This window comes from Mariniflexile ostreae (assembly GCF_042427585.1).
GTDB classification, from domain to species: domain Bacteria; phylum Bacteroidota; class Bacteroidia; order Flavobacteriales; family Flavobacteriaceae; genus Pseudalgibacter; species Pseudalgibacter ostreae.
This window is the reverse complement of record NZ_JBHMFC010000033.1, coordinates 91,017-97,016: the sequence shown is the minus strand read 5'-3', so window position 1 is coordinate 97,016 and position 6,000 is coordinate 91,017. Positions and strand designations below refer to the sequence as shown.

Sequence of the window (6,000 nt, the reverse complement as noted above, 5' to 3'; positions counted from 1 at the left end):
TTAGAGCGCAGTTCAGAGGGGTTAGAAACGTAGAGTTCTTCCTATATAGACTTACAACAATTTATGCATAATCTTAAAATCCCACAACTTTATGACTTGATCCATCATAATGGATTAACTAAAGAGAGAAAAATAAAATTCATAAATGAGTTTTTAAAAACTAAAATAACCTATTGAAATTAACACAAAAAAGACCAACCATTTTGTCCATTACGCCGAATCTAGAAGTTATCTCAGAAATTCACAGCCCCCCCAAACCATCCCCCTGAAAACAAAAAAACCCTTACAAACGTAGTGTTTATAAGGGTTTGCAATTATTTAAGTGGTCCCACCTGGGCTCGAACCAGGGACTTTCTGATTATGAGTCAGATACTCTAACCAGCTGAGTTATAGGACCCATTAGCATTTAAGCTAATTAACGTATCTCTTTTTACAAAGAGAGTGCAATATTACTATATATTTTTTTACTGGCAAAGTATTTTTATCGCTTTATCTCTTGACATAACTCAATTAACACACCATTAGTGGTTTTAGGGTGTAAAAATATGACCCATTTATTATCGGCACCTACTTTTGGAGTGTCATTTAACACGGTAAAGCCTTCGCTTTTTAATCTGGCCACCTCCGCTAGAATATCGTCTACATGGAAAGCAATATGATGGATACCCTCTCCCTTTTTTTCAATAAACTTATTAATTGCGCTATCTTTATCTGTGGCTTCCAACAATTCAATTTTAGTCTCGCCAATTTTAAAAAAAGATGTGTTTACCTTTTCGCTCAACACAGCCTCTTCTCTATAAGCCGTTTCTCCAAAAAGTTTAGAGAACAATGCGTTTGAAGATTTTAAACTCTTTACCGCAATACCAATATGCTCTATTTTATTCATTTAAAGTTAATTTAATAAGCTACCGAAAACGTGCTAGACGTGCCAGATAAGAGCCGTATACTTTGTTTTTAAACTTAAATTTTACTTCAATATATGAAAATAGCATTTCAAAAGTAAGATAATCTTTAAATAACAGCTATTTTTGCATTATTAACCTTTATAGCCAGTTAGACATGAGTAACGTTGAGGAAAGCCAAAGACAAAAAAAAATAGCATCAGTTTTGCAAAATGATTTAGCAGATGTACTTCAAAAAGCAGCTACAGATGGTGGCATGCGCGGTGTTCTAATTTCGGTTTCCAAAGTTAAAGTGGCCGCAGATCTATCGATAGCTAAAGTATATTTAAGCATCTTTCCAAATAACAAAGCAGAAACGCTTTTAAAAGGCATTACATCAAACACCCCTTTAATTAAGCATGAAATTGCGCAACGCACAAAACAACAGTTAAGACGTATGCCTAGCTTGGAGTTTTTTATTGACGATTCTTTAGAATATATCGACCAAATCGACAAGTCTTTAAAAGGCCAAGAAAACCCACTAAAAGATACTTCATTATTAGAAAAACGTAAAAAATCTTAAGTGAATTTTGCGCTTTACATAGCCAAACGATATTTACGCTCCAAAAGCAGTAACAATGCCATTAATTTTATAACCATTATTGCTGCATTAGGTGTGGTACTTGGTGCTGCGTCGCTTTTTATTGTCCTTGCAGGTTTTGCGGGCTTAAAAGATTTCACGCTTCAATTTTCCAATATTGTAGATCCCGATTTAAAAGCTGAAGCTGCGGTTGGCAAATCGTTTTTATTAGATGATGAAACGATTGAAAAACTAAATGCATTGGAAACGGTTACATTTTACTCCAAAGTGATAGAGGAACGCGTTTTCATAACATCCGACAACAAAAGCACTTTGGCGGTTCTAAAAGGCGTCGATTCGCAATTTAAAAAGGTTAACGATATGGATCCCGTAATTGTACAAGGGAGCTGGTTCGATCAAGAAACCAACCAAACCGTTATTGGCTGGGGCATTTCGAGAAATCTGTCGTATGGCGTGTTAGACTACTCTAGAACTGCTGATATTTACGTACCAAAACCAGGAACAGGCCAAATTACATCTCCAAATGATGCCTTCAACTCCATAAAAACAGTTAATGTAGGTGTTTTTAATATTAACGAAACCCTAGACGACACTTATATTTATGCGTCCATCGATTTGGCACGCCATCTTTTAAGCTACAATCCAAATCAGGTATCATCCATCGAATTTAAACTTAAAGAAGGTGCAGATGAAGCCACTGCAAAAAACACCATCCAAACCCTTTTGGGAGACGATGTGGTGGTAAAAAATAGAATACAGCTAAACGACAAACTTTACAAAATGCTAAACACCGAAAATTTAGCGGTGTATTTAATATTCACATTGGTTTTGATCATTGCTTTATTTAATGTTATCGGCTCCATTATTATGATGATTTTAGATAAAAAGAAAACACTCAACACGCTTTTCAATATTGGCGCTACCATAAAAGATATTCGTAAAATATTTTTTTTACAAGGTGCCATTATGAGTGTGGTTGGAGGCTTGGTAGGTATTTTTATCGGAACCTTATTTGTATGGAACCAACTTCATGGTCCCGAATTTCTAAAAATTTATATCACACCTTCGTTACCTTATCCGGTAACCCTTCATGCAGAAAATTTCTTTATTGTGTTTGTAACGATTTCCATATTGGGTATTATCGCTTCAAAAATAGCAACGGTTAGAATCAATAAGAATCTGGTAGAGGATTACTAACATCATATGCTTTGGAAGGGGCGGGTTATTACTTTTTTTAAATTATTTGGTTTTGAGATTTCTCCTGTCGTCGACATGACAAGGCGAGGTAAAAAAACCAATACATATGATGTAGAAATGAAACTTTACAAAAAAAACTAAATTACTAAGGCACTGAGATTTATCCTAGCGTCGACATAACAAAAGACCAGTATCTAGTAATGTTATAATACAGAAGTGCCATAAACATAATCGCCAAACCGATCTAAAACCTCATCAAACGCAGCAAAAACGTCTTCTGGACGGTCGCTAGTAACCATTTTGGTGCGGTATTCTTTAAAATGCGGAATCCCTTTAAAATAATTGGTATAGTGTCTACGGGTTTCAAAAACCCCTAACACCTCGCCCTTCCAGTCAATAGCCATTTGTAAATGTTTACGGGCAGCCTCAACACGCGCTTCAATAGATATGGGCTCTAAATGCGCTCCAGTTTCAAAAAAATGTTTGACTTGCTTAAAAAACCAAGGATTTCCTATGCTCGCGCGGCCAATCATAGCGCCATCCAATCCATAGCTATCACGCATTTCCATGGCTTTTTCGGGGGTATCCACATCACCGTTTCCAAAAACAGGAATATGCATTCTGGGGTTATTCTTTACATCTGCAATAGGCCTCCAGTCGGCATGGCCTTTATACATTTGTGCACGTGTGCGCCCATGTATGGCAATAGCTTTACAGCCCACATCCTGCAAGCGCTCAGCAACCTCAACAATTTTAATCGAATCGTGATCCCAGCCCAACCGGGTTTTTACTGTAATGGGAATATTAGTGCGCTTAACCATTTCGGCAGTAAGTTTTTCCATCAAACACACATCTTTCAAAATACCCGCGCCCGCACCTTTGCTCACCACTTTTTTAACGGGACAACCAAAGTTAATATCAATAATATCAGGTTTTGATTTTTCAACAATATCGATGGTTTGAAGCATACTCTCCAAATTAGCCCCAAATATTTGAATGCCAACAGGACGTTCTTTTTCGTAAATATCTAATTTCATGATACTTTTTGCTGCATCACGAATTAAACCTTCACTTGAAATAAATTCGGTATATACCACATCGGCACCTTGCTCCTTACAAAGCGCACGAAACGGAGGGTCGCTAACATCTTCCATTGGTGCTAATAGCAAAGGAAAATCAGGAAGTTCTATGTTGTGTATTTTTACCAAACCTTTTTATTTTAGTGCAAAATTAATGCTTTTTAAGTAATTTGTTACATCCAACGGAATGGAATTACAATACCCAAGACATGTAAAATTATATTGCTCCCCTTAAAGCAGCTAACGGTTTAGGGTTTTACAGCGGTTTATTATTGTAAATGCTTAAAACAAGACCCCTAATTGGCCTCATGCCACACCAAAACGATCTAATTGATTTTTATACTGTTCAAGAAACCTTACAGGTCTGAAAAAAAAACATCTATATTTGCAAAATCTTTATTATAAAGATTTTTTTGAGTATGAAGAACATTAGAAATTTTTGCATCATTGCACACATAGACCATGGTAAAAGCACCTTGGCAGATCGTTTGTTGGACTTTACAGGTACTGTAACCGAAAGGGAGAAACAGGCCCAGCTTCTGGACAGCATGGATTTAGAGCGCGAACGTGGGATTACCATCAAGTCGCACGCCATTCAAATGGACTATGAATATCAAGGTGAGAAGTACGTTTTAAATTTAATCGACACCCCTGGGCACGTCGATTTCAGTTATGAGGTCTCAAGATCTATCGCTGCCTGTGAGGGCGCATTACTTATTGTAGATGCCGCCCAAAGCATTCAGGCCCAAACCATCTCCAATCTATATTTGGCCTTAGAAAATGATTTGGAAATTATTCCCATTTTAAATAAAGTAGATTTACCAAGCGCTAACCCAGAAGAAGTTACAGATGATATTGTAGATTTATTGGGCTGTAAACGTGAAGAAGTTATACATGCCAGTGGAAAAACGGGTTTAGGTATCGATAATATTTTAAAAGCTATTATAGAACGCATTCCGGCACCTAAAGGCGATTTAAATGCGCCATTACAAGCCTTGATTTTCGATTCTGTTTATAATACCTTCAGAGGTATTGAAACGTATTTCAGGGTGTTTAACGGTGAAATAAAAAAAGGACAAAAAATAAAGTTTGTTGCTACTGATAACGAGTATTATGCAGACGAAGTTGGCACGCTTAAACTAACACAAGTTGCAAAACAAAGCGTTAAGGCTGGCGATGTAGGCTATTTAATTACAGGTATAAAAACCGCTAAAGAAGTAAAAGTAGGTGATACTATTACAGATTTTGCAAACCCTACAAAGAATATAGTAGAAGGGTTTGAAGATGTTAAGCCGATGGTTTTTGCCGGTATATATCCTGTAGATACAGAGGATTACGAAGAACTAAGGAACTCCATGGAAAAACTGCAACTTAACGATGCATCATTAGTCTTTGCTACAGAAAGTTCTGCGGCACTAGGCTTTGGCTTTCGTTGTGGGTTCTTAGGCATGCTCCATATGGAAATTATACAAGAGCGTTTAGAGCGGGAGTTCGACATGACGGTTATCACCACCGTCCCTAACGTGTCTTACCACGCCTATACCAACAAAGACACCAATACTGCGTTAATTGTAAATAACCCATCCGATTTACCAGATCCCTCAACCTTAAATCGGGTTGAAGAGCCCTATATCAAGGCCACCATTATAACAAAAGCAGATTTTATAGGGAATGTGATGTCGCTCTGTATTGAAAAACGAGGACTAATAATCAATCAAACCTATTTAACCACTGAGCGTGTTGAATTGACCTTTGAAATGCCTTTGGCCGAAATCGTTTTTGATTTTTACGACCGCTTGAAAACCGTTTCTAAAGGCTACGCCTCTTTTGACTATCATCCTATCGGCATGAAAATCTCTAAATTGGTGCGATTGGACATTTTATTGAACGCCCAGCCTGTGGATGCACTTTCAGCATTAATCCATGCCGATAATGCTCAAAATATCGGTAAAAAAATGTGTGAAAAGCTTAGAGAGCTCATCCCACGACAACAATTTGATATTCCTATACAAGCCGCTGTTGGGGCTAAAATTATTTCAAGAGAAACCATTAAAGCGCTTCGAAAGGATGTTACCGCTAAATGTTACGGTGGGGATATTTCACGAAAGCGTAAATTACTTGAGAAACAGAAAAAAGGAAAGAAACGTATGCGATTGGTTGGCAATGTAGAAATTCCGCAACAGGCATTTATGGCTGTTTTAAAATTAAACGACTAGACCGCCCTAAAAACATAGATGTTTTA

5 protein-coding genes and 1 tRNA gene are annotated in these 6,000 nt (G+C 37.2%); 3 read left to right on the top strand and 3 right to left on the bottom strand.

Annotated elements, in window-relative coordinates:
- Positions 1 to 323: 323 nt before the first annotated feature.
- Together ACFFU9_RS08890 and mce are read right to left on the bottom strand one after the other, a co-directional pair.
- Positions 324 to 397: transfer RNA gene (locus tag ACFFU9_RS08890), tRNA-Ile, on the bottom strand.
- An 84-nt stretch (positions 398 to 481) separates the two neighbouring features.
- On the bottom strand, positions 482 to 886 hold the full coding sequence (gene mce, locus ACFFU9_RS08885) for a methylmalonyl-CoA epimerase (RefSeq protein ID WP_379861055.1): 405 nt from the start codon (positions 884 to 886) through the stop codon (positions 482 to 484).
- 173 nt (positions 887 to 1,059) lie between these two features.
- On the opposite strand from mce, the gene rbfA reads away from it, so the two are divergent.
- Positions 1,060 to 1,464: a 30S ribosome-binding factor RbfA gene (gene rbfA / locus ACFFU9_RS08880; RefSeq protein WP_379861054.1), complete on the top strand. Its 405-nt coding sequence runs from the start codon at positions 1,060 to 1,062 to the stop codon at positions 1,462 to 1,464.
- A complete protein-coding gene (locus ACFFU9_RS08875; RefSeq protein ID WP_379861053.1) occupies positions 1,465 to 2,679 on the top strand; it encodes an ABC transporter permease in 1,215 nt (404 codons plus the stop codon). It abuts the gene before it with no gap.
- A 203-nt stretch (positions 2,680 to 2,882) separates the two neighbouring features.
- Here ACFFU9_RS08875 and dusB read toward each other — a convergent pair whose 3' ends face one another.
- Entirely contained in the window at positions 2,883 to 3,887 is a 1,005-nt protein-coding gene (gene dusB / locus ACFFU9_RS08870; RefSeq protein ID WP_379861052.1) for a tRNA dihydrouridine synthase DusB, read from the bottom strand.
- 290 nt (positions 3,888 to 4,177) lie between these two features.
- On the opposite strand from dusB, the gene lepA reads away from it, so the two are divergent.
- Positions 4,178 to 5,974 (top strand): translation elongation factor 4, encoded by a 1,797-nt coding sequence (gene lepA / locus ACFFU9_RS08865; protein ID WP_379861051.1) that lies wholly within the window; start codon positions 4,178 to 4,180, stop codon positions 5,972 to 5,974.
- The last annotated feature ends 26 nt before the right edge of the window (positions 5,975 to 6,000 follow it).

Excerpts from the sequence above, each read along its gene's own strand:
- lepA (WP_379861051.1), top strand. The coding sequence starts at position 4,178 with ATGAAGAACATTAGAAATTTTTGCATCATTGCACACATAGACCATGGT.
- rbfA (WP_379861054.1), top strand. The coding sequence starts at position 1,060 with ATGAGTAACGTTGAGGAAAGCCAAAGACAAAAAAAAATAGCATCAGTT.
- mce (WP_379861055.1), bottom strand. The coding sequence starts at position 886 with ATGAATAAAATAGAGCATATTGGTATTGCGGTAAAGAGTTTAAAATCT.